General features: G+C 73.3%; 17 protein-coding genes. 3 read left to right on the top strand and 14 right to left on the bottom strand.

The window, feature by feature from the left end; translation table 11 throughout:
- Positions 1–37: 37 nt before the first annotated feature.
- Together ACWCV3_RS01105 and pdxH are read right to left on the bottom strand one after the other, a co-directional pair.
- Positions 38–1,402 (bottom strand): PAS domain-containing protein, encoded by a 1,365-nt coding sequence (locus tag ACWCV3_RS01105; RefSeq protein ID WP_451216445.1) that lies wholly within the window; start codon positions 1,400–1,402, stop codon positions 38–40.
- 385 nt (positions 1,403–1,787) lie between these two features.
- Positions 1,788–2,498, bottom strand: coding sequence for a pyridoxamine 5'-phosphate oxidase (gene pdxH / locus ACWCV3_RS01100; protein WP_451216442.1), 711 nt, complete (start codon positions 2,496–2,498; stop codon positions 1,788–1,790).
- Between the two features lie 150 nt (positions 2,499–2,648).
- Between pdxH and ACWCV3_RS01095 the strand changes: the two genes are divergently transcribed.
- The gene (locus ACWCV3_RS01095) at positions 2,649–3,749 is read left to right on the top strand and encodes a citrate synthase 2 (RefSeq protein ID WP_135787766.1); all 1,101 of its coding nucleotides are present in this window, start codon (positions 2,649–2,651) and stop codon (positions 3,747–3,749) included.
- Between the two features lie 87 nt (positions 3,750–3,836).
- Here ACWCV3_RS01095 and ACWCV3_RS01090 read toward each other — a convergent pair whose 3' ends face one another.
- From ACWCV3_RS01090 to ACWCV3_RS01050, 9 genes are all read right to left on the bottom strand, one after another.
- Positions 3,837–4,865, bottom strand: a complete 1,029-nt coding sequence (locus ACWCV3_RS01090; RefSeq protein ID WP_451216439.1) for an isopenicillin N synthase family dioxygenase — start codon at positions 4,863–4,865, stop codon at positions 3,837–3,839.
- 220 nt (positions 4,866–5,085) lie between these two features.
- Entirely contained in the window at positions 5,086–5,700 is a 615-nt protein-coding gene (locus ACWCV3_RS01085; protein WP_451216437.1) for a TetR/AcrR family transcriptional regulator, read from the bottom strand.
- Positions 5,688–6,422: an enoyl-CoA hydratase family protein gene (locus ACWCV3_RS01080; RefSeq protein ID WP_451216434.1), complete on the bottom strand. Its 735-nt coding sequence runs from the start codon at positions 6,420–6,422 to the stop codon at positions 5,688–5,690. The genes ACWCV3_RS01085 and ACWCV3_RS01080 overlap by 13 nt, the downstream gene beginning before the upstream one ends.
- Positions 6,419–7,981, bottom strand: coding sequence for a 4-coumarate--CoA ligase family protein (locus ACWCV3_RS01075; protein ID WP_451216431.1), 1,563 nt, complete (start codon positions 7,979–7,981; stop codon positions 6,419–6,421). The genes ACWCV3_RS01080 and ACWCV3_RS01075 overlap by 4 nt, the downstream gene beginning before the upstream one ends.
- An 85-nt stretch (positions 7,982–8,066) precedes the next feature.
- Positions 8,067–9,257, bottom strand: coding sequence for an acyl-CoA dehydrogenase family protein (locus tag ACWCV3_RS01070; protein WP_451216428.1), 1,191 nt, complete (start codon positions 9,255–9,257; stop codon positions 8,067–8,069).
- The gene (locus tag ACWCV3_RS01065; protein WP_451216425.1) at positions 9,235–11,166 is read right to left on the bottom strand and encodes an acetyl/propionyl/methylcrotonyl-CoA carboxylase subunit alpha; all 1,932 of its coding nucleotides are present in this window, start codon (positions 11,164–11,166) and stop codon (positions 9,235–9,237) included. Before ACWCV3_RS01065 ends, ACWCV3_RS01070 begins: the two co-directional genes overlap by 23 nt.
- Before the next feature lie 5 nt (positions 11,167–11,171).
- The gene (locus tag ACWCV3_RS01060) at positions 11,172–12,770 is read right to left on the bottom strand and encodes an acyl-CoA carboxylase subunit beta (RefSeq protein WP_451216422.1); all 1,599 of its coding nucleotides are present in this window, start codon (positions 12,768–12,770) and stop codon (positions 11,172–11,174) included.
- Between the two features lie 55 nt (positions 12,771–12,825).
- Positions 12,826–14,508 carry an acyclic terpene utilization AtuA family protein gene (locus ACWCV3_RS01055; protein WP_451216419.1) on the bottom strand — a complete coding sequence of 561 codons (1,683 nt, stop codon included), beginning with the start codon at positions 14,506–14,508 and terminating at the stop codon, positions 12,826–12,828.
- The gene (locus ACWCV3_RS01050; RefSeq protein WP_451216416.1) at positions 14,505–15,347 is read right to left on the bottom strand and encodes a TIGR03084 family metal-binding protein; all 843 of its coding nucleotides are present in this window, start codon (positions 15,345–15,347) and stop codon (positions 14,505–14,507) included. The genes ACWCV3_RS01055 and ACWCV3_RS01050 overlap by 4 nt, the downstream gene beginning before the upstream one ends.
- Positions 15,348–15,463: 116 nt before the next feature.
- On the opposite strand from ACWCV3_RS01050, the gene ACWCV3_RS01045 reads away from it, so the two are divergent.
- Positions 15,464–16,384, top strand: a complete 921-nt coding sequence (locus tag ACWCV3_RS01045; RefSeq protein WP_451216413.1) for a phosphotransferase family protein — start codon at positions 15,464–15,466, stop codon at positions 16,382–16,384.
- 310 nt (positions 16,385–16,694) lie between these two features.
- Here the strand turns inward: ACWCV3_RS01045 and ACWCV3_RS01040 are convergent, their stop codons facing one another.
- The 3 genes from ACWCV3_RS01040 to ACWCV3_RS01030 form a co-directional block, all read right to left on the bottom strand.
- Complete coding sequence (locus ACWCV3_RS01040; RefSeq protein ID WP_451216410.1) at positions 16,695–17,618, bottom strand: EamA family transporter; 924 nt, start codon at positions 17,616–17,618, stop codon at positions 16,695–16,697.
- A 158-nt stretch (positions 17,619–17,776) separates the two neighbouring features.
- Positions 17,777–18,898 (bottom strand): lipid II:glycine glycyltransferase FemX, encoded by a 1,122-nt coding sequence (locus tag ACWCV3_RS01035; protein WP_451216407.1) that lies wholly within the window; start codon positions 18,896–18,898, stop codon positions 17,777–17,779.
- 141 nt (positions 18,899–19,039) lie between these two features.
- On the bottom strand, positions 19,040–21,931 hold the full coding sequence (locus ACWCV3_RS01030; RefSeq protein ID WP_451216404.1) for an FAD-binding and (Fe-S)-binding domain-containing protein: 2,892 nt from the start codon (positions 21,929–21,931) through the stop codon (positions 19,040–19,042).
- A gap of 203 nt (positions 21,932–22,134) precedes the next feature.
- Between ACWCV3_RS01030 and serC the strand changes: the two genes are divergently transcribed.
- Positions 22,135–23,253, top strand: a complete 1,119-nt coding sequence (gene serC / locus ACWCV3_RS01025; RefSeq protein WP_451216401.1) for a phosphoserine transaminase — start codon at positions 22,135–22,137, stop codon at positions 23,251–23,253.
- Positions 23,254–23,269: the final 16 nt, after the last annotated feature.

Raw genomic sequence — 23,269 nt, 5'->3', positions numbered from 1 at the left:
CGGCCGCGAGCGCCGTCGCGCTTCTGCCGTCGCCGGTTCAGACCCGCCCGGGACCCCGCACCGCGTCCGCCAGGTCCAGCGCCGCCGCGATGCGCGCGGCCACCTCTTCCGCGTACGTCGTGGCGGTGCGGTCGAAGCCGTCGCGGGACGCGCCGCGCAGGAAGGTCAGCACGCCGAGGGTCCGCCCCCGGCTGCGCAGCGGGGTGCACAGTGCGTGGGCGGTGTCGGCGGGCCAGTGCCGGGTGCGGGCCCACTCCCGCGACCGCTCGGCCGGCACCCCGTTCACATCGGCGCGCACGGTGCCGCCCCGCTCGGTGCACCGGGGTGCCGGGTGGTCCGGGGCGTAGCGCACGGGCAGCCCGGTGTGCACGTCGGCGCCCGGTGTGCCGGCGGGCGTGGCGGCGAGCCGCTCCAGCCGTACCGTCTCCCCGCGCGTGTCGGTCAGCCGGTCCAGCAGGGCGTGGTCGGCGAAGCCGGCGAGGGCGAACTCGAGGTGGACGAGCGCAGCCTCGGCGGGGTCCTCGCACTCGGCGGCGGCCCGGGCCGCGCGGTGCAGCTGGTTGGCGCGGAAGCGCAGCAGGGACGAATCGCGCTCGCCCAGCCGGGCCTCGGTGACGTCGTGGAAGAGCCAGCCGACCCCGAGCGGCACCGGTTCCTGCCCGAGCGGCGAGGCCAGCCGGACGAACCCGCTGCGCCAGCAGCGCCGCCGCTCCCCCTCGGCCGTGCGCACGGTGACCCACAAATCGATCGGGCCGGGCGGCGCGCCCTCGGCCAGCACGTGCGTGAGCGCGTTCTCCAGCTCCTCCACCCCCTGGGCGAGGAGTTCGCCGAGCGGGCGCCCGAGGGCGGCGGAGCGGCCGACGCCCAGGGCGCGGGCCGCGTGCGCGTTGACGAGGGCCGGGCGCAGGTCGGCGTCGATGAGGACGACGCCCCAGGAGGCGTCCTCGAACAGGGCCTCGCTCAGCGCGATGGACCGCTCCAGGTCGATCTGGGTGTGCACCTCGCTGAACGCGCAGTACAGGCCCGCCGGACGGCCGTCCGCGCCGCGTACGGCGGCCGACTGGGTGCGTACCAGGACCCGGCGGCCGTCCTTGGTGACGAGGGCGAACTCGTGGACCTGGCGGCCGGGGGCGCGCATCGCGGACCGCAGCCGCTCGCGCACCTCCGCGTCGTCGGCGCTGCGCACCGCCCAGCCGGCGAATCCGGGACGGCCGACGGCCTCGGCGGCGCTCCAGCCCAGGATGCGGGTCGCCTCGCGGTTCCAGTGGGTGACGGTGCCGTCCGCGTCGAAGGCGCACAGGGCGGCGTCCATGCCGTCCAGCAGGGCGTTGAGCAGGTCGGCGCCGGCCGGTTCCTCCGGTCCCAGCTCGTCGGTGGTCCCACTGCGCCGGGAAGCACTCACCCTGGTCCCCCTTGCACGATCCGTCCGGCTGACGGCGTCGGTGGTCATTCAACTCGACCGTGACCCGGCCCACACGCCGTTCCGCCAGATTACGGCGGTGAAAATCACTTGAACCCCTGGTGCCCCGTTTCCTAGGCTGGCGGCACACGGAAGGGAGGTGGTTCGGCAGATGTACGGAAACCGGACGCGTGAGGTGGCTGCGGGCTAGCGGCCCGTCACCACATCGAGTGCGGTGCCGGGCCAGTACGTGATCGAGCGTGCGGCCGGCCCAATCCCAGGCAGTCACCCGACCCGCGAGTTCGCCGGCACGTCCGGCCGGCTCCCCCGCCGCACGGCGGAGGAACCAGAACTCGCGGGTCGTTCCGTGTTCACGCGCCCCGCGCTCTCAGGGGCTCAGCCGTTCGGTCGTCCAGGAGCCGTCCGGCGCGGCGGTGTACCGGAGCCGGTCGTGCAGCCGGTTCTCCCGGCCCTGCCAGAACTCCACGGTCTCCGGCGTGACCCGGAACCCGCCCCAGTGCTCCGGCACCGGCACCTCCTCGCCCTCCGGGTACCGGGCGGCCAGCTCGGCATAGGCGTCGTCCAGCACGTCGCGGGAGCCGATCACCGTGGACTGGGCGCTGGCCCAGGCGCCGAGCCGGGAGCCGTGCGGGCGGCTGCGGAAGTAGGCGGCGGTCTCCTCGCGGCCGGTGCGCCGGGCCACCCCGCAGACGATCACCTGGCGGGCGATGGGGTGCCAGGGGAAGAGCAGCGAGACGTACGGGTCTCCGGCGAGGTCGCGGGCCTTGCGGGAGCCGTAGTTGGTGTAGAAGACGAAGCCGTCGCCGCCGTAGCCCTTCATCAGCACCGTGCGGGAGCTGGGGCGGCCGGTGGGGTCGACGGTGGAGACGACCATCGCGTTGGGCTCGTAGAGCGTGCCCAGGACGGCGGCGCGCGCGGCGTCCTTGAACCAGTGGGCGAACTGGTCCATCGGGTGCGCGGCGAGTTCCGCCATGTCGAGACCGTGCTCCCGGTACTGCTCGCGCATGAAGGCGGGGTCCACGGCCGGGTCGGGCTTCGGGGTGAGATCGCGGTCGGTCACGCGGTCATCCTGCCGCATCGCACGAATGTGGCACTGAGTGCCGCAAGGGCTCCCCAAGAGTGGCACTCAGGGCTATCGTGCTGTTCCCGCCCCCGTTCCGGGTGACCCCCGTGCGTATGGGGCAGTACCGGTGATGACCGCCACCGACCCACACCGAGGAGCCGCCTTATGTCCGCGTTCGTACCCGGGCTAGAGGGAGTCGTCGCTTTCGAGACCGAGATCGCCGAGCCGGACAAGGAGGGCGGGTCGCTCCGCTACCGGGGCGTCGACATCGAGGACCTCGTCGGACACGTCTCCTTCGGGAACGTGTGGGGGCTGCTGGTGGACGGTGCCTTCGCACCGGGCCTGCCGGCGGCCGAGCCGTTCCCGATCCCCGTCCACTCCGGCGACATCCGGGTGGACGTGCAGTCCGCGCTCGCCATGCTGGCCCCGGTGTGGGGCCTCAGGCCGCTGCTGGACATCGACGCCGAGCAGGCACGCGACGACCTCGCCCGCGCCGCCGTCATGGCGCTGTCCTACGTCGCCCAGTCCGCGCGCGGCCAGGGTCTGCCGATGGTGCCGCAGCGGGAGATCGACAAGGCCCGCACGGTCGTCGAGCGGTTCATGATCCGCTGGCGCGGGGAGCCCGACCCCAAGCACGTCGCGGCGGTCGACGCGTACTGGACCTCCGCCGCCGAGCACGGCATGAACGCGTCCACCTTCACGGCCCGGGTGATCGCCTCCACCGGGGCGGATGTCGCCGCCGCGCTGTCCGGAGCGGTCGGGGCGATGTCGGGGCCGCTGCACGGCGGCGCCCCTTCGCGCGTGCTGGGGATGATCGAGGAGATCGAGCGGACCGGTGACGCGGTCGGGTACGTGAAGAAGGCGCTGGACCGGGGCGAGCGGCTCATGGGCTTCGGCCACCGGGTCTACCGGGCCGAGGACCCCCGGGCGCGGGTGCTGCGGCGGACGGCACGTGAGCTGGGGGCTCCGCGGTTCGAGATCGCCGAGGCGCTGGAGAAGGCGGCGCTGGAGGAACTGCACAATCGGCGGCCGGATCGCGTGCTGGCCACCAACGTGGAGTTCTGGGCGGCCATCATGCTCGACTTCGCCGAGGTGCCGTCGCACATGTTCACCTCCATGTTCACGTGTGCGCGTACGGCCGGGTGGTCGGCGCACATTCTCGAGCAGAAGCGGACCGGGCGGCTGGTACGGCCTTCCGCGGAGTACGTGGGGCCCGGGACCCGGAAGCCCTCCGACATCTCCGGGTTCGAGAACATCGCCCACTGAGCGGGGGGGGGGCGGGGCGCGGGGACGGCCGACTCGACGTCGGGTCCGGTCGCGCGATTCCCCGCGCCCCTTTGAAAGAAGACCCCTTTACGCGGGCGTCAGTAGATCCGCGTGGTGCCTTTCCGCCACCAGGGGGTGGGCGCGGAGCTTTCCCTTCAGCTCGTTGTAGCCGTATTCCGCGAAAAGCGGATTCGACGGGTCCATCGACACGCCTCGGGCCTTTTCCGCGTGCGGGAAGGGCACCGGGGCTATTTCCGCGTCCAGGGCCGGGTTGTAGAAGAAGGGGACCGAGAAGCGCTCGGTGGCCGCGGGCGGGCTCACCACGCGGTGGTTCGTGGCCACCAGGTAGCCGTTGGTGGCGACCTCCAGGAGTTCGCCGAGGTTGACGACGAAGGCGCCGTCCAGGGGCGGGACCTCGTGGAAACGGCCGTCGGCGCGCTGGACCTGGAGGCCGCCGACCGTGTCCTGCAGGAGCAGGGTGAGGAAGCCGTAGTCCTTGTGGGCGCCGACGCCCTGGTCGGTGCCGTCGCCCGCGCTTCCGGGGTAGCGGACCAGCTTGAGGTGCGGGTGGGCGTGGGCGCCGAACACCGGGTCGTAGAAGCCGGCCGGGGCGCCGATGGCGGTGAGGAGCTCGCGCAGCAGACGCTGGGCGACCGCGCCGAGCTTCTCGATCCAGGCGAGCGCGGCGGTGCGCAGCCCGGGCAGGGCCGCGGGCCACTGGTTCGGGCCCTGCAACCACCAGTACGGCGGCTCGCCGGGGCCGGGTACGCGGGCCGGGCGCTCGGCGCCGATGTCGAGCTGGTCGCGCCAGTCGCGGGCGCCGCCGGTGCGCTCGTCACCGGTACGGGTGTAGCCCCTGAAGTGCGGGGAGTTGACGTTGTCCAGGGCCAGCCGGTCGGCCTCGGGCAGTGCGAAGAAGGCCCGCATGGCCGAGGTCAGGGCGTCGGTCTCGGCCCGCGTCACGCCGTGCCCGGTGAGCTGGAAGAAGCCCACGTCATGGGCGGCGCTGTGCAGTCGGGCGTGGAAGAGAGCCCGCTCCTTCGGGCCGCGGTCGGCGGCCGAGAGGTCGATGATCGGAAGCTGGGCGTACGACGGGTCCGTCGCATGAGTCGTCATAGTGCGTCCGCGGGGTGTACGGGGCACGGGCAGCCGCGAGGGGTGTGGCGGCCCCCTGGTGCCGGACGGAAGAAAGAAGACGAGAAGAGGGGGCTGGGTCAGGCGGAGCGCCGACAGCCCATGCTCGTGACGCGCACGAAGTCCACGTGGCGGCGTCGAACGAGCATCGGAAGCATGGACCCAGAGTACTGCGGGCCTTCGATTTCGAGTGTGAAGCAGATCACTGACCCTGGCCGAGGGCGTCGTCCAGCAGCGCCGCCCACTGGGCCACGACGCGCTCACGGCGGGCGGTGTCGTCGGTGAGCAGGGTGGCGAGGCCCAGGCCGCGCGCCATGTCGAGCAGGCCCTGCACGCTCTCGCGCACACCGGGCCGGGACTCGTCGGCGCCGAGGAGCTCCACGGCTATCCGGTGGCTCTCCCGGCCTACGCGGGCCTCCAGCTCGGTCACCGGGCCGCGCAACTGCTCCTCGTTCGCGGCGGCCACCCAGAGCTGGAGCGCGGCCCGGAAGAGCGGCCCGGTGTACAGGCCGACCAGGGCGGACACCACGGCCCCGCGGTCGCCCGGGCCGTCCGGGAACAGGTCGCGCAAGGCGGTGGAGCGCCGTTCCGCGACGTACTCGACGGCGGCCGTGAAGAGGTCCTCCCGGGTGGGGAAGTGGTGCTGGGCCGCGCCCCGCGAGACACCCGCGCGCTCGGCGACGACCGCGACCGTGGAGCCCGCCCAGCCGCGCTCGGCGAGGCAGGCCACGGCGGCCTCCAGCAGCCGCAGCCGGGTGGCCCGGCTGCGGTCCTGCTTGGGTACGCGGTCGCGTTCCGCCGTACTCACACCACCCATGCCGCATCCCGTCTTTCCAGGAAGGCCGTCATCCCCTCCCGCGCCTCGGGGGCGGAGAACAGCCGGGCCGAGAGCGCGGTGAACCGGTCCGCGTCCCGGTCGAACGTCTCCAGCACCCTAGCCGTGAGCAGCTCCTTCGTCGCGGCCAGGGCCTCGGGCGAGGAACGGCGCAGGCCGTCCAGAACGGGGGCGAGGGCCTCGTCCACGTCCTCGCCGCTGAGCGTGAGCAGCCCGAGCCGCACCGCCTCGGCGGGACCGAAGCGCTCGCCGGTGAGGTAGTGGCGGGCCAGCGCGCGCGGGTCGGCGCGCGGCAGCAGCGGCAGGGAGATCACGGCCGGGGCCACCCCGATGCGGACCTCGGTGAAGGCGAACGTGGCCCCTGCCGAGGCGGCCGCGATGTCGCAGGCGCCGGCCAGCCCGAGCCCGCCCGCGCGGACGTGCCCGGTGATCCGGGCGACCACCGGCTTGGGCAGTTCCACGAGCCGGCGCAGCAGGCCCACCAGGGCGTCCGGGCGGGGCGGGTCGCGCAGGTCGGCACCGGCGCAGAAGGTGTTGCCGGTGTGGGTGAGCACGACCGCCCGCACACCGGGGTCCCTCCCGCACTCGGCCAGGGCGTCGGCCAGTTCCGCGACGAGCGGTGCGGAGAGGGCGTTGCGGGTGTCCGGGGAGTCCAGGCTGAGCGTCTCCACGGCACGGTCGCGGGTGCGTCCGACGCGGCTCACGGGCGCAGCTCCCGGCGCAGGATCTTGCCGGAGGCGGCACGGGGGATCCGGTCGGTGAAGGTGACGCCGCGCACCCGCTTGTACGGCGCGACGCGCTCTCCCGCGTACCGCATCACGTCCTCGGCGGTCAGCTCAGGCGCGGCGGGCCGGGGGACGACGAAGGCGTGCGGGGTCTCGTTGCCGTCCTCGTCGACGACGCCGATCACGGCGGCGTCCGCGATGCCGGGGTGGGTGAGCAGGAGGGCCTCCAGTTCGGCGGGGGCCACCTGGAACCCCTTGTACTTGATGAGTTCCTTCACCCGGTCCACCACGAACAGCCAGCCCTCGTCGTCCACCTGGCCGACGTCCCCGGTGTGCAGCCAGCCGTCGGCGTCGATCGTCGCGCTGGTGGCGTCGGGCCGCCCGAGGTAGCCCTTCATGATCTGCGGGCCCCGGATCAGGATCTCGCCGCGCTCGCCGGGGCCGAGGTCCCTGCCGGGGTCGTCCAGGGAGACGATCCGCATCGCGGTGCCGGCGACGAGCCGGCCGACCGTGCCGGGCGGCGCGTCGCGCAGGTGGGCGAGCGGGACGACATGGGTGCCGGGCGACAGCTCCGTCATGCCGTACGCCTGGCCCAGCGGCGGCAGCCCGAGCCGTTCGGCGCAGGCCGCGGCGAGTGCCCCGTCCAGCGGGGCGGCGGCGCTGATCACATACCGCAGCGAGGAGAGGTCGTACCGGGTCACCGAGGGGTGTTTGGCGAGGGCGAGCACGATCGGCGGGGCGACGTAGAGGCCGGTGATGCGGTGGGTCTCGATCGCCGCGAGGAAGGTGTCCAGCTCGAAGCGGGGCAGCACGACCACGGTGGCGCCGTTGCGCAGGGGCGCGTTCATCAGGGCGGTCAGGCCGTAGATGTGGAAGAACGGCAGCACCGCGAGGATGCGTTCACCGGGCTCCACCGTGACGGCGGGCTCCAGTTGGGCCAGGTTGGTGGCGATCTGCCGGTGGGTCAGCATCACGCCCTTGGGCATGCCGGTGGTGCCCGAGGAGTACGGCAGTACCGCGACGTCCTCGGCGGGGTCCACCGCCACGTCCGGCTCGGGGGCGCCGGTGGCGAGCAGCTCGGTCAGGCAGCGGTGTCCGGGTGCCTGGTCGCAGACGAATATCTCCCTTATGCCTCCGGCGAGTTCTGCGGCCCTGCGGGCGGCCGGCAGCAGCGGGGAGACGGTGATCAGCCAGCGGGCCGAGCTGTCCGCGAGCTGCTTGGCCAGCTCCTCGGGGGTGTGCAGCGGATGCGCGGTGGTGACGGTGGCACCCGCGCGGGTGGCCGCGTAGAAGGCGAGCGGGTAGGCGACGGTGTTGGGGCTGTGCAGGGCGAGTACGTCACCCTTGCGCACCCCGGCCTCCGCGAGTGCCGCGGCCAGTCTCCGGTGCAGTTGGTCGAGTTGGGCGTAGGTGAGGGTGGTGCCGTCCACACCGTCGATCAGCGCGGGCCGGTCGCCGTGGGCGGCGGCCCGGCCCAGGACGGCGTCGTGGATGGGCTCTTCGACCGGCGGTACCTCGGCGTACGGGCTGTGGAACACGGTTCCTCCGAACGTCGTGCGCTAGTGCTGTGACCGGAAGGGTTCGCCGGACGCCGCGAGCCCGGCGTGATCGACAAGACACCCCCTAGTACGACTTGGGCAGGCCGAGGCTCTGGTGGGAGACGTAGTTGAGGATCATCTCCCGGCTCACCGGGGCGATCCGCGCCACCCGTGCGGCGACGATCAGCGAGGCGAGCCCGAACTCGCGGGTCAGGCCGTTGCCGCCGAGGGTGTGCACGGCCTGGTCGACGGCCCGTACGCACGCCTCCCCCGCCGCGTACTTCGCCATGTTGGCCGCCTCGCCCGCGCCGATGTCGTCCCCGGCGTCGTACAGGAGCGCGGCCTTCTGCATCATCAGCCTGGCCAGCTCCAGGTCGATGTGGGCCTGCGCGAGGGGGTGCGCGATGGCCTGGTGGGCGCCGATCGGGGTCTTCCAGACGGTGCGCTCACGGGCGTACTCCAGCGCCCTGCCGACGGCGTACCGGCCCATCCCGATGGCGAACGCGGCCGTCATGACCCGCTCCGGGTTCAGCCCGGCGAAGAGCTGGAGCAGCCCGGCGTCCTCTCCCCCACTGCCGAAAGCGTGGGAGGCGCCCCCACCGACCAGCGCGTCGGCGGGCAGCCGTACGTCGTCCAGGACCAGTTCCCACTGCTTCTCGGCGGCGCTCAGCTCCATGTCGATCGGGCTGCGGGTGAAGCCCTCGGCGTCACGCGGAACGATGAACAGGCAGGGCTTGAGCCTGCCGGTGCGGGCGTCCTCGGTGCGGCCGACGACGAGGACGGCGTCGGCGTGGTCCACCCCGGAGATGAAGACCTTCCGGCCGGTGAGCAGCCAGTCGTCGCCGTCCCTGCGGGCGGTGGTGGTGATGCGGTGCGAGTTGGAGCCGGCGTCGGGCTCGGTGATGCCGAAGGCCATCAGCCTGGTGCCGTCGGCGAGGCCGGGGAGCCAGGTGCGCTTCTGGTCCTCGGTGCCGAAGCGGGAGATCACCGTGCCGCAGATGGCCGGGGAGACGACGAGCATGAGGAGGGGGGCTCCCGAGGCGCCCAGCTCCTCCAGGACGATGGAGAGTTCGGCTATGCCGCCGCCTCCGCCGCCGTACTCCTCCGGGAGGTTGACGCCGAGGTAGCCCAGCTTGGCGGCGTCCTGCCAGAGTTCGGTGGGATAGCGGCCCTCCGCTATGACTCGGGTGAGGTAGTCGCGGCCGTAGCGCCTGCCGAGGGCGGAGACCGCTTCGCGGAGGGCCTGGTGTTCTTCACTTTCGATGAGATTGGTCACTTCTGTCCCCTTCTGGTGCGAGTGCTCGGTGGTGGCTCGCGCGGTTCCCCGCGCCTGAGGGTTGCGCCGGCTCGACGACGGCCAGGAGGGCGCCCATCTCCACCTGGCGGCCCACCGCCGCCGGGAGCGCCGTCAACGTGCCGTCCGTGGGGGCGGTGATCCGGTGTTCCATCTTCATCGCCTCCAGCCAGATCAGGGGCTGGCCCGTCCTCACCTCGGCGCCCTCGCCGAGTCCCTCCGCCAGGCGGACGACCGTGCCGGGCATGGGGGCCAGGAGGGAGCCGGGGGCGTGTTCGGTGACGGGGTCGGGGAAACGGGGCAGGGCGGTGAGCGCGGTGGCGTTCACATGCACCTGGTCGCCGTAGCGGGCGATCTCGAACTTCCGCTGCACGCCGTCGACTTCGAGGACGACCAGGTGCGGTGCCGTGTGCACCACGCGGACGCCGTCCGCCAGCGGGCCGGTGCGGGTGTGGCGGTAGGCGGCCTCGTGCTCCTGTCCCGCCATCGCGTACCGCTTCACCTGCGGGCCCGAGGGGACGTTGCGCCAGCCGCCGAAGCGGGACCGGCCGTGGGCGTCCGCCAGGGCCGCCGCGAGGGGGGCGTACGGGTCGGGGGCGGACTCGGTGAGGGCGGCGAGGTGCCGGTCGTAGAAGCCGGTGTCCATACGGGCTTCGGTGAACTCGGGGTGCCTCAGCGAGCGGACCAGCAGGTCGCGGTTGGTGACCGGGCCGTGCAGCGCGGTCCGCTCCAGGGCGCCGGCCAGTCCGCGGACCGCCTCGGTGCGGGTGGGGGCGTGCGCGATGACCTTGGCGAGCATCGGGTCGTAGTGCACGCCGATGGTGTCGCCGTCCGCGCAGCCGGTGTCCAGCCGTACCCCGTCCGGCACGGTGAAGCGGTGCAGGGTGCCCGTCTGCGGGGCCCAGCCGCGCGCCGGGTCCTCGGCGTAGAGGCGGACCTCGACGGCGTGGCCGCGCGGGGCCGGCGGCCCGGCGGGGAGGACGTGGCCTTCCGCTACGCGGATCTGCTCGGCGACCAGGTCGAGGCCGAACACCGCCTCGGTGACGGGGTGCTCCACCTGGAGGCGGGTGTTCATCTCCAGGAAGTGGGCGCGGCCGTCGGCCACCAGGAACTCCACGGTGCCCGCGCCCTCGTAGGACACGGCACGCGTCGCCCGCTCGGCGAGCGCGTACAACTGCTCGGTGAGCACGGGCGGCAGGCCGGGCGCGGGGGCTTCCTCCACGACCTTCTGGTGCCGGCGCTGGAGCGAGCAGTCGCGGGTGCCGAGGGTCCACACGGTGCCGTGGGTGTCGGCGAGGACCTGCACCTCGACGTGGCGGCCGTTCTCCAGGTACGGCTCCACGAACACCTCGCCGTCCCCGAACGCGCTCGCCGCCTCCGCGCGGGCGTCCTGCAGCGCACCGGGCAGTGCGGCGAGATCGCGGACGACGCGCATGCCGCGACCGCCGCCGCCCGCCGCCGCCTTCACCAGTACGGGCAGGTCGGCTGCGGTGACGTCCTCCGCGTCCAGCGGTGCGAGACCCATCAGTTGCTTGGCGCGCGTCTTGGACGCCATCGCCTCGATCGCCTCGGGCGGGGGCCCGATCCAGCAGAGCCCGGCGTCCCGCACCGCGCGGGCGAAGTCGGCGTTCTCGGAGAGGAAGCCGTAACCGGGGTGCACGGCGTCCGCGCCGGCCGCGAGGGCGGCCTTCACGACGAGGTCGCCGCGCAGATACGTCTCGGCGGGCGCCGCGCCCGGCAGCCGTACTGCTGTGTCGGCCACACGCGTGTGCAGCGCACCCTCATCCGCGTCGGAATGTATGGCGACCGTGCGTATGCCCAGTTCGGCGCAGGTGCGGAAGATACGGCAGGCGATCTCGCCGCGGTTGGCGACGAGCAGGGTGGAAATCATGGGCCTCACATCCGGAAGACGCCGAAGCCGCCACGGGCGCCCTCGTAGGGAGCGGTGTGTATGGCGGACAGGCACAGGCCGAGGACGGTTCGGGTGTCGCGGGGGTCGATGACGCCGTCGTCGTAGAGCCGCCCGGACAGGAACATGGGGAGCGACTCCGACTCGATCTGCCCCTCGACCATCGCCCGCAGGGCGGCGTCCCCCTCCTCGTCGTACGGCTGTCCCTTGGCCAGGGCCGACTGGCGGGCCACGATCGACAGCACGCCGGCGAGCTGCTGCGGGCCCATGACGGCCGACTTGGCGCTGGGCCAGGCGAAGAGGAAGCGGGGGTCGTAGGCACGGCCGCACATGCCGTAGTGGCCGGCGCCGTAGGACGCGCCCATGAGGACGGACAGGTGGGGCACCCTCGAGTTGCTGACCGCGTTGATCATCATCGAGCCGTGCTTGACGATGCCGCCCTGCTCGTACTCCTTGCCGACCATGTAGCCGGTGGTGTTGTGCAGGAACAGCAGCGGGACGTCGCGCCGGTTGGCGAGCTGGATGAACTGCGCCGCCTTCTGCGACTCCTCGCTGAACAGCACCCCGCGCGCGTTGGCGAGGACGCCGACGGGGTAGCCGTGCAGCTCGGCCCAGCCGGTGACCAGGCTCGTGCCGTACAGCGGCTTGAACTCGTCGAAGTCGGAGGCGTCGACCAGGCGGGCGATCACCTCACGCGGGTCGAAGGGGGTGCGCAGGTCGCCGGGGACGATGCCGAGCAGTTCCTCGGGGTCGTACTCGGGCGGCTCGGCGAAGCCCGGATCGGCGTACGCCTTGCGGTGGTTGAGCCGTGCGACCACCCTGCGCGCCTGCCGGACCGCGTCGCGCTCGTCCACCGCGAAGTAGTCGGCCAGGCCGGAGGTGCGGGCGTGCATCTCGGCTCCCCCCAGCGACTCGTCGTCGCTCTCCTCGCCGGTCGCCATCCTCACCAGTGGCGGGCCGCCGAGGAACACCTTCGCGCGCTCCTTGACCATGATCACGTGGTCGGACATGCCGGGGACGTAGGCCCCGCCCGCCGTGGAGTTGCCGAACACCACCGCCACGGTCGGGATGCCCTCGGCCGACAGCCGGGTCAGGTCCCGGAAGATCGCCCCGCCGGGGATGAAGATCTCCTTCTGCGAGGGAAGGTCGGCTCCGCCGGACTCGACCAGACTGATGACCGGGAGCCGGTTGGCCCGCGCGATCTCGTTGGCCCGCAGGGCCTTCTTCAGGCTCCACGGGTTGCTCGCGCCGCCGCGCACGGTCGCGTCGTTGGCGGTGATCAGGCACTCGGTTCCCTCGACCACGCCGATGCCGGTGACCAGGGAGGCGCCGACGGTGTAGTCGCTGCCCCAGGCGGCCAGCGGGGACAGTTCCAGGAACGGCGTGTCGGGGTCGAGCAGCAGCTCGACGCGCTCGCGGGCGAGCAGCTTGCCCCGCTTGCGGTGCCGGGCCACATATTTGTCGCCGCCGCCCGCGAGCGCCTTGGCGTGCTCCGACTCCAGCTCGGCGAGCTTGGCGAGCATGGTGTCGCGGTTGGCCCGGTACTCCGGGGCGGCCGGATCGAGGGTGCTGGGAAGGAGGGTCACGGCGTGCCTCCGGGACGGGGGGTCGGGGTGCCGGAGGGTCGCGCAGTCCGGGGCGTCACAGCAGTTCCTCCGGGATGTCGAGGTGCCGGGAGCGGAGCCACTCGCCGAGGGCCTTGGCCTGGGGGTCGAAGCGGTGCTGGGCGGCCACGCCGGCGCCGAGGACGCCGGTGACGACGAAGTTCAGGGCGCGGAGTCCGGGCAGGACGTGCCGGGTGACCGGGAGGTCGCGGGCCTCGGGGATCAGGTCCCGGAAGCGCTCGACGGTCAGCTCGTGGGCGAGCCAGCGCCAGGCGTCGGCGGAGCGGGCCCAGACGCCGACGTTGGCGTCCCCTCCCTTGTCCCCGCTACGGGCCCCGGCCACATGCCCGAGGGGAGCGCGGCGGGTGCCGCCCACACGCAGGGGCTGGGGCAGTCCGGGTTCTGGCACTTCGTCGAGCGGGAGCGTCTCACTCGGACCGCCCACCTCGATACGGCGCCCGTCGTGGAGGACGGCCACATGGTCGACGGCACCATGGGGTACAGCCACGTGGTCGAACACCCCATAGGGCGATCCTTTCCCCGGGGGCGCCAGCACATGGAAGCCGGGGTAACTGGCGAGCGCCAGCTCGATCGCGGCCCCGCTCAGGCGCCGCCCGACCACCTCGGGATCGGGGTCCCGTACGACCAGCCGGAGCAGCGCGCTGGCCGTCTCCTCCGTGCCTGCGTCGGCCCGGTCGGTGCGGGCCAGCTCCCAGCGCACCTCTTGCGGTTCCGCCTTGGCCAGCGTGGCGTCCATCTGGTCCCGGACCAGCTCCGCCTTGGCCTCGATGTCGAGACCGGTGAGGACGAAGGCGACCTCGTTGCGGAAGCCGCCGAGCCGGTTGAGGCCGACCTTGAGCGTGGGCGGGGGCGCCTCACCGCGCACCGGCTCGATCCGCACCCGGTCCGGCCCGTCCGGGCGGAGCCGTACCGTGTCCAGCCGGGCGGTGACATCGGGCCCGGCGTACCGGGCGCCCCCCGTCTCGTACAGCAGCTGGGCCGTGACCGTACCGGTGTCGACGAAGCCACCGGTGCCGGGATGCTTGGTCACGACACTGCTGCCGTCGGCGTGGATCTCGGCCAGCGGAAAGCCGGGACGGCGTACGTCGCCGTCCTGGAAGAAGGCGTAGTTGCCGCCCGTGACCTGGGTCCCGCACTCCAGCAGATGCCCGGCGACGACGGCACCGGCGAGCTGGTCGTGGTCCCCGGGGCCCCATCCGAAGTGCGCGGCGGCGGGCCCGGTGACGAGCGCGGCGTCGGTCACCCGCCCGGTGATCACCACGTCGGCCCCCGCCCGCAGGCACTCCGCGATCCCGAAGCCGCCGAGGTAGGCGTGGGCGGCGAGGGTGCCGGGGTACGCGGCGGTGAGGTCGTCCCCCTCGACGTGCGCGACCCGTAAGGGTATCCCGAGCCTTTCCGCCAACTCCCTTACCCTGTCGGCCAGTCCGGCCGGGTTGAGCCCGCCCGCGTTGGTGACGATCCGCACCCCGCGCTCCTGGGCGAGGCCAAGGCAGTCCTCGACCTGGCGCGCGAAGGTACGGGCGTACCCGGCGCCGGGGTCCTTCAGCCGGTCGCGGCCGAGGATGAGCATGGTCAGCTCGGCGAGGTAGTCCCCGGTGAGGACGTCGACCTCGCCGCCGGTGAGCATCTCGCGCAGGGCGCTGGACCGGTCGCCGTAGAAGCCGGAGAAGTTGCCGATGCGCAGGGGGGTCGCCGTCACCGGGCGGGCTCCTCGGGCGCGGCCGCCTCGGGCGCGGTCGCCTCGGGCGCGGCTTCCCTGGGGTCGCGTCCGGTGCCGGGCGGGCCCGCGAAGGCCTGGGCGATGTCCAGCCAGCGGTCGGCGTCCGGGCCGACGGCGGTCAGGGCGAGGTCGGCGCGGTGGGCGCGCTGGGTCACGAGCAGGCAGAGATCGACCGCGGGACCGGTGACCCGTTGCGCGGCGCCTTCGGGGCCGTAGGTCCACAGTTCGCCCGAGGGGGCGTGGACCTCGACGCGGAACTCGTCCTCCGGCGCGGGCAGTCCCCGAACCGCGAAGGCGAAGTTCCGGGCCCGCACACCGATGCGGACCACATGCCGGAGCCGGTCGGTGGGTGCGCGCACCACACCCAGGGCGTCGGCCACGTCCTGGCCGTGGGCCCAGGTCTCCATGAGCCGGCCGGTTGCCATGGAGGCGGCCGACATGGGCGGCCCGAACCAGGGGAACCGGGTGTGCCGTGCGGCCGCCTCCCGCAGGGCGCGGTCCAGCTCCTGCCGGCCGTTGCGCCAGCGGGCGAGCAGTTCGACCCGGCCGAGGCGGACGCCTTCCTCCGCACCCTCGTCCACGAAGGAGTCGGGTGTGGTGAGCGCCTGTTCGGCGAACGTCCGGAAGGCCGCCGCATCGCTCATGGCGAGCAGGGCGGCGCGGTCGGTCCAGTGCAGATGGGCGATCTGGTGGGCGATGCTCCAGCGGGGAGCGGGCGTCGCGCATACCCACTCGCTCTCGGTCAACTCGGCCACGAGCAGGTCGAGTTCCCGGCTTTCCTCACGCAGGTCGTCGAAGACGGGCGTCGGATCGGACATGCGCAGGAGCATGGCAGCGGGGGCAGAAACAATCAAGCGTGCTTGCATTAATTTGGCAGAGCGAGGTGCCGGAAAACAGGTGCGCCCGTGGCGGCTCTTCCGGCTAGGTTCGCCGGATGCGCACACTCACGGATCCCTCGGAGCTGCGACGACTGGTGGGAAAGGGGCTGGGTCCGGGCTGCCGGGTCACCGGTGTGGAACGGCTGCGCGGTGGCTCGAAGAAGGGCGTGTACCGGTTGGCCCTGGCCGGGGCCTGCGCCCCGCCGACCGTGATCGCCTACAGCTGGGCCCCCCAGGAGAACTACTGGCCGAGTGTGCTGACACCCCACCCCTCGGGCCTGGCTCCGTTCCTGTCCGCACACCACACTCTCCAGGCGACCGGTGTGCGTACCCCACACGTCCTGTACGCGTCCGAGCCCGACGATCTGGCCCTGGTGGAGGACATCCCGGGCGACTCCCTGGAGACGGCCTTCACGACCGACCCGCCCCGAGCGGCGAAGGCCCTGGCGAGGCTGGCCGTGGCTCTGGACCACATGGCCGCGCACACCTCACCGGCGGACCACGTCGGCGAGGACGTGACCCTGACCCGCGCCCTCGAGGATCTCACCGAGGCGGCAGCCCGCGAGCCCCGTATCGAGGCGGCGGCCACCGCCCTGGCCGACCGCCTACACGAACTGCACGCAGCGCTGACCCCCCGAGCCACCCACTCCCTGGTCCACGGCGAACTGGGCCCCGACCACATCCTCCTCACCCCCGACGCCCACCCCGTCCTGATCGACATCGAGTCCCTCACCCATGCCGACCCGGAACAGGAACACGCCTACCTGCGCCTCCGCTTCGGCCCCCGCTACGCCCCACTCGCCCGGCCCACCCTGGATCCCACCCGCCTCGCCCTCCACACCGTCGCCCTCCACCTCTCCCTGGTGGCAGGCCCCCTCCGGCTCCTGGCCGGCGACTTCCCCCACCGGGACGCCATGCGGGGCATCGCGGAACACAACACCCGGGAGGCGCTACGGCTGGTCGGGGCGGCGAGCTGAGCCGGCGATCAGCCGTCCGGTGAACCCGCCTCCGACAAGGCCCGCCGCGCGTACGCGAGTCTCTGCCCGGTGCCGACCGCCCTCGGCTTCATCGGGCTCGCGGAGGCAGGCACACCGGGCGGCAGAGGCGCGCTCCAGGCCGGCTTCCGGTGTCCGCCGGACCCGGCTCGGGCCCGCGACACCGGCGGCGGGGGCGGTACTCGGAGCACCCGCGCGACGGCGCCGAGCACGACCTTGGGGGGAGGCACGAGTGACCGGCGCCCCCGCTCACCGGGCAGCACCCGGAACCCCCGCCGACCGAACGGCGTGCCTACGCCTCCGGCGCCGGCGGCGCCACCAGTCGCGTCTGCGTGCGGACCGCGCCGATGCTCGCCGCGATGACCAGCGCGATAGCGGCGGCCTGGGTCAGGGAGAGGGTCTGGTGCAGGACGAGGAATCCGGCCGTGGCCGCCACGGCCGGCTCGAGGCTCATCAGGATGGCGAAGGTGGGAGCGGGGAGGCGGCGCAGCGCGAGGAGTTCGAGGGTGTACGGGAGGACCGAGGAGAGCAGGGCGACCGCCGAACCAAGGGCGATGGTGGTGGGGTTCAGCAGACGGGTGCCCGCGTCGACGACACCCAGCGGGAGGAACACCAGCGCGGCCACGCCCATCGCAAGAGCCAGCCCGTCGGCCTGGGGGAAACGGCGGCCCGTACGGGCGCTGAAGACGATGTACGCCGCCCACATCACGCCCGCCGACAGGGCGAAGCCGACGCCCAGCGGGTCGAGTCCGCTGAATCCGCCGCCGCCCAGCAGGAAGACGCCCGCCAGGGCGAGGGCCGCCCATACGGCGTTGATCGCACGGCGGGAGGCGAGGACGGACAGGGCGAGCGGCCCGAGGACCTCCAGAGTGACCGCGACGCCGAGCGGGACACGGGCGACCGCCTGGTAGAAGAGGCCGTTCATCCCGGCCATGGTGAGACCGAAGACGATCACCGTCCCCCAGTCGGTGCGGGAGTGCCCCCGCAGCCCGGGACGGCACACCACCAGCAGCACGACGGCCGCCGCGACCAGCCGCAGCGTGACCACGCCGAGCGCGCCGGCGCGGGGCATCAGCGTCACCGCGAGCGCCCCGCCGAACTGGACCGATATGCCGCCCGCCAGCACCAGCCCGACCGGCCCCAGCGAGCCGAACCGGCCGGGGGAGCCCGGGGTGGTGGGGGTCTTGGCCGGGGTGGAGGTACGGACGGAGGTCACGGGCTGTCCTGGGGAGCGGCGGGAGCGGGCGTCATGCGTACACCTCGATGCACTTCCCGGTCCACGGTAGTGGACCTCCGTCAGGTGTGTGAACCCTCATGCCACTGTACGCAGCCGGTGTCCTGGACGCTGAGGCCGAGCCCCGGCGGACCGGCCCCTCAGCGGCGCGCCATGTACAGGTCGAACGCCTTGTGCAGCACCCTGTTCAGCGGGAAGTCCCACTCCCCCACGTACTCCACCGCCTCGCCGCCCGCGCCGACCTTGAAGCGGAGCAGGCCGAGCAGGTGGTTGGACTCCTCCAGGGTGTCGGTGATGCCCCGGAAGTCGTAGACGTGCGCGCCCAGCGCGTGGGCGTCGGTCATCATCCGCCACTGCATGGCGTTGTTGGGCTGGACCTCCCGCCTGCGGGCGGTGGAGGCGCCGTACGAGTACCAGATGTGGCTGCCCACGATCAGCATCGTCGCCGCCGCCAGCACCTCCCCGTCGTGGTGGGCGAGGTACAGCCGCATGCGGTCGGGGTCCTCGTCGGCGAGCGCGGTCCACATCCGCTGGAAGTACGCGAGGGGGCGCGGGATGAAACGGTCGCGCTCGGCCGTCTCGCGGTACAGCTCGTAGAACACCGGCAGGTCGTCCACGCCGCCGCGCACCACCTTCACGCCCGCCTTCTCGGCCTTCTTGATGTTGCGCCGCCACTGCTGGTTGAGCCCGCCGTGGATCTCCTCCAGCGACCGCCCGGCGAACGGCACCTGGCACACGTACCGGGGCTGCCCCGCCGCGAAGCCCTCCTCCGCGTCCGGTTCGCTCTGCCGCCAGCCCATGGCGCGCAACCGCTCGGCGAGGGCCTGGGCGCGGGGGTCCTGCCAGGTCGGCACGGCGTCCCGGAGCCGGTGCGCGGCGGGGTCGGCGATGGCGGCCTTGACCGCCTCCGGGCTCCAGCGCCTGGCCACCACCGGCGGGCCGATCTTCACCGAGAACGCCCCGCGTGACTTGAGGTACGCCAGCATCGGTTCGAGCCGGCGCTCCAGGCCGTCCGCGTGCCAGTCGATCACCGGCCCCTCCGGCAGATACGCCAGATACCGCCTCACCTTGGGCAACGGCCGCAGCAGCACCAGCCCGGCGCCCACGAGCCGCCCGTCCCCGTCGAACCACCCCAGGCTCTCCGCCCGCCAGTTAGGCTTCACCTCCCCCCAGGACGGCACCTGCATATGGCTGACCGAGGGCCGCGATCCCACGAAGGCCAGGTGCTCGGCCCGGCTGACAGGGCGCAGGGTGAGGGTCATACGGAGGACTCCTTCGCGCAGGCGGATCCGGTCACCCTATGGTTCTGGCCTCCCGTCCCCGGCCCCGAATCACCGCCGACGTCCCGCATCCGCCACACCTGTCCGCAGGGCGGCACCGCGCCCGGCGCCCGCCCTCCCCGCTCAGTCCCGCTCCTCCCTCTCCAGCCCCGCCGCCAGCACCTCCGCCAGATGCCGGGCCCGTATCCCGGTCAGTTGCTCCACCTGCGTCCGGCAGGAGTAGCCGTCCGCCAGGATCTCCGTGTCCTCGGACGCGGAGCGCAGGGCGGGCAGGAGTTGGTCCTCCGCGCAGGTCCGGGAGATCTCGAAATGGCCGCGCTCGAAGCCGAAGTTGCCGGCCAGTCCGCAGCAGCCGCCGCTCAGGGGGCCGGTGAGGGCGGCGGCGGCGCGGAGGTCGCGGTCGGCGGTGTCGCCGAGTACGGCGTGCTGATGGCAGTGGGTCTGGCCGGCGACCGGGCGGCCCAGCGCGGGCGGGGTCCAGTGGGGGGCGTACCGGCCCAGGGTTTCCGCGAAGGTGTGGACGGCGGCGGCAAGGCGGGGGGCGCGCGGATCGTCGGGCAGGAGTTCGGGGAGGTCCGCACGCAGGGCCGCCGCGCAGCTCGGTTCCAGGACGACGACCGGGACTCCGGCATCCAGTACCGGTTCCATGAGGTCCAGCGTTCGGCGCAGTACCGCGCGGGCCCGGTCCAGGCGGCCGGTGGAGAGGTAGGTGAGCCCGCAGCAGACCTGGGCGCGGCGGGCCCGGAGCAGCGCGGTCGGCGCGCGTGAGGTGCCGTCCCCCACCGGGCGCCTGCCCGGCAGCAGGGTAGGCGGCAGCGCCACCCGCAGCCCGGCCGCCTCCAGCACCCGAACCGCCGCCTGCCCCACGGACGGCGACAGGTGCTCGGTGAAGGTGTCCGGCCACAGCACGACCAGTCGTCCCGGGCCGCCGTTCTCCGGCGCCGGCGGCCGCGCCCGCCACCACCGGCTGAACGTCCCCGGCGCCAGCGGGGGAACCTCCCGCTCCCGGGCGATCCCGCCCACCCGTTTCCCCAGCCGGGCCAGCGGCCCCACCGCGGCGAGCCGGTTGACCAGCGGCGCCGCCCGCGCACGCGCCACCCACCGCAGCCACACCGGCAGCGAGCCCAGGCTGTAGTGGGCGGCGGGGCGCAGCCGGCCCGCGTAGTGGTGGTGCAGGAACTCCGCCTTGTAGGTGGCCATGTCGACGCCGACCGGGCAGTCCGAGCGGCAGCCCTTGCAGGACAGACAGAGGTCGAGGGCGTCCCGGACCTCGGTCGAGCGCCAGCCGCCGGTGATCACCTCGCCCGCGAGCATCTCGTGCAGCAGCCGCGCCCGGCCCCGCGTGGAGTGCTCCTCCTCGCCGGTCGCCCGGAACGAAGGACACATCACCGCGGACCCGCCCGCCGATTCCGTACGGCACTTCGCGACGCCGACGCACCGGCGGACGGCCGCGCGGAAGTCTCCGTCGTCGTGCGGGTAACCGAAGACGACGTCCACCGGGCGGCGGGGCAGTACCGCGAAGCGGAGGTTGTCGTCCAGGCGGGCCGGGCGGACCAGCATGCCCGGGTTCAGCAGGTCGTCGGGGTCCCACACCGCCTTGGCCCGCTCGAACAGCGCCACCGTCCCGCCGCCGTACATCCGCGGCAGCAGTTCCGCGCGGGCCTGCCCGTCGCCGTGCTCCCCGGACAGGGAACCGCCGTGGGAGACCACCAGGTCGGCCTGTTCCTCGGAGAAGCGGCGGAACCGGCTCACACCCTCCCCGGTGAGCAGGTCGAAGTCGATGCGGACGTGGACGCAGCCCTCGCCGAAGTGGCCGTAGGGAGCGCCGCGCAGGCCGTGGGCGGTGAGGAGGGCGCGGAAGTCGCGCAGGTAGGCGCCGAGCCTGGCCGGCGGTACCGCGCAGTCCTCCCAGCCGGGCCACGCCTCCGTGCCGTCCGGCATCCGGGTCGCCGTGCCGCTCGCGTCCTCCCTCAGCCGCCACAGGACACGCTGGGCGGCGGGGTCGGTCACCACGAGCGCGTCCACCACGTCGGCCGCGCGCACGACCGCCTCCGCGCGGGCCCTCGCCTCCCCCTCCGAGGCGCCGCCCGTCTCCACGAACAGCCACGCACCGCCCCGAGGGAGGCCGGCCGGCGCCCGGATCAGGTCGGCCGCCATGCCCTCCACGGTCAGCGGGCCGTGCGGCAGCAGGCCGGCGGCCGCGTCGGCGGCGTCGCTCTCGCCGCCGTACCCCAGCACGGCCAGCGCCTGGACGGCCGGTCTCTCCACCAGGTCCACCACGGCCTCCGTGAGCACGCCCAGCGTGCCTTCGGAACCGCAGAAGGAGCGGGCCACGTCGGCGCCGCGCTCGGGGAGCAGGGCGTCCAGGGCGTACCCGGAGATACGGCGGGGCAGTTCGGGGAAGCCGGTGCGCAGCCGGGCCAGCTCCCCCTCCACCAGCGTCCGCAGTCCGTGCGGCGCGCCCGACCAGTTCCGGCCGAGGCGCAGGCTCTCACCGCGCGCGGTGAGAACGGACAGCGCGCGCACGCTGTCGGCGGTCGTGCCCCAGGCCACCGAGTGGGCGCCGCAGGAGTTGTTGCCGATCATCCCGCCGAGCGTGCAGCGCCCATGGGTGGAGGGGTCGGGGCCGAAGCGGAGCCCGTGCGGGGCGGCCGCAGACTGGAGCCGGTCGAGCACCAGCCCCGGCTGGACCCTCGCGGTACGCCCGGCCGGGTCCAGCTCCAGCAGGCCGTTCATGTGCCGGGTGAAGTCCAGCACCACCCCCGTGCCCGTCGCCTGCCCGGCGATGGAGGTGCCCCCGCCGCGCGCGACCACCGGTGTTCCGCGCGCCCGGCACACCTCCAGCACGGCCGCCACGTCCTCGGCGTCCCGAGGAGCCACCACACCCAGCGGGACCCGCCGGTAGTTGGACGCGTCCATCGTCGTCAGCGCCCGCGCGGTCGCGTCGAAGCGGACCTCGCCCCGCACGGCCCGGCGCAGCTCGGCGGCCAGCCCGCCGACGTCCTCGATCCCCATGCCCGTTCCCCCGTCCGTCCGACCCCGTCCATCGGTCATGACTCCAGCATGCATCCGATCACGCAACGTCATCGAAAGTTGTCCACAGGCGCCCCTCATTCCTCGGATCGTCGTACGACCACACAAGTCCATGAGCCGGCGGTGTCGTCTCATCCGACGGACACGACTTCGTCCGGTTTCGCGCACCCGATACGCTCCGACTCGTGGCCGACATCGAGATCCCCGCTGACATCAAGCCCGCCGACGGACGCTTCGGCGCGGGCCCCTCCAAGGTGCGGACGGAGGCGCTCGCCGCGCTCGCGGCGACCGGCAGTTCCCTGCTGGGCACCTCCCACCGGCAGGCGCCGGTCAAGAACCTGGTGGGCCAGGTCCGCGAAGGCATCAGCTCCCTGTTCTCCCTCCCGGACGGCTACGAGGTCGTCCTCGGCAACGGCGGCTCCACCGCCTTCTGGGACATCGCCACCCACGGGCTGATCGAGAACAAGTCCCAGCACCTCAACTTCGGCGAGTTCTCCTCCAAGTTCGCCAAGGCGGCGAGGCTCGCGCCCTGGCTGGCGGACCCGACCGTCATCGCCTCCGATCCGGGCACCCACCCCGCGCCGAGCGCCGAGGCGGGCGTGGACGTGTACGCGTTCACGCACAACGAGACCTCCACCGGTGTCGCCATGCCGATCAAGCGCGTGGCCGGTGCCGACGAGGGCGCGCTCGTCCTGGTGGACGCCACCTCCGGCGCGGGCGGCCTCCCGGTCGACGTCTCCGAGACGGACGTCTACTACTTCGCGCCGCAGAAGTCCTTCGCCTCCGACGGCGGCCTGTGGATCGGCGTGTTCTCCCCGGCCGCCATCGAGCGCGCCGAGCGGGTCCACGCCTCGGGCCGGCACGTCCCGGAGTTCTTCAGCCTGCCCACGGCGATCGACAACTCCCGCAAGAACCAGACGTACAACACCCCCGCGCTCGCCACGCTCTTCCTGCTCAACGAGCAGCTCGAATGGCTGAACGGCCAGGGCGGGCTGGACTTCGCCACCGGCCGGACCAAGGACTCCTCGACCCGGCTGTACACCTGGGCGGAGGAGTCGAAGCACGCCACGCCGTTCGTCACCGACCCGGCCCAGCGTTCGCAGGTCATCGGAACGATCGACTTCGCCGACGAGATCGACGCGGCCGCGGTCGCCAAGGCGCTGCGCGCCAACGGCATCGTGGACACCGAGCCGTACCGCAAGCTCGGCCGCAACCAGCTCCGCGTCGCCATGTTCCCGGCGATCGACCCGGCCGACGTCGAGGCGCTCACCAAGTGCGTCGACTACGTGATCGAGCGGATCTGAAACCTGTCGGCGCACG

The organism is Streptomyces sp. NPDC001781, from assembly GCF_053596035.1.
The sequence above is the reverse complement of the archived record's forward strand: the minus strand, read 5'-3'. Positions and strand labels throughout refer to the sequence as shown.